Here is an 806-nt window from a genome sequence, read left to right on the forward strand (position 1 = left end):
GGGTGTTCAACCGGCACACCACGGACACCGACGACACGGAGATCGCGCGGTCGATGAGCTCCGAGACGGCGCAGACCGGGGTCTGGACGCATCTGGCCGGCGTGTACGACGCGTCGGCCAAAAAGGTCCAGCTGTTCGTCAACGGCAAACCGCAGACGGCGGCCGACTTCACCACCCCCTGGCGGGCCACCGGCGGCCTCCAGATCGGACGGCTGCTCTACCAGGGCAGCTTCCAGGAGAACTTCGCCGGAACGATCGATGATGTGCGGCTGGTGCAGTCGGTGGTCACGCAGGCGGATGCCGCAGCGATCGCGGGCGGTGCCCTGCCGGAGCACCTGCAGGAGCTCGCCTCGTTCCCGCTGGACGAGGGTGCGGGCAGTGCACGTGTCGGCGGAGGCATGGGGGCAGGGCCGGTCGCGACGGTGGCCGGGGGCGGTGCCCGGCTCGGTGCCGCGGGCAAGGTCGGTACCGGGCTGAAGCTGAACGGAACCTCGGCATACGCGGCCACGGCCGGCCCGGTCGTGGACACCACCAAGTCGTTCTCGGTATCGGCATGGGTCAAGCTGGACAACAAGAACGTCAATCACACGTTCCTGTCTCAGGCAGGGACGCGGGCCAGCGGGTTCCAGCTGTACTACTCCAAGCACTACGACAAGTGGGTGTTCAACCGGCACGTCAAGGACACCGACGACACGGAGATCGCGCGGTCGATGAGCTCCGAGACGGCGCAGACCGGGGTCTGGACGCATCTGGCCGGCGTGTACGACGCGTCGGCCAAAAAGGTACAGCTGTTCGTCAACGGCAAG

At 67.4% G+C, this 806-nt stretch carries 1 protein-coding gene; it reads left to right on the forward strand.

The window, feature by feature from the left end; translation table 11 throughout:
* On the forward strand, nt 1-806 hold an 806-nt coding region (locus ACTWQE_RS34135), incomplete at both ends, for a LamG-like jellyroll fold domain-containing protein (RefSeq protein WP_443332968.1).

This window comes from Streptomyces sp. 8N706 (assembly GCF_052245415.1).
Lineage (GTDB): Bacteria > Actinomycetota > Actinomycetes > Streptomycetales > Streptomycetaceae > Streptomyces.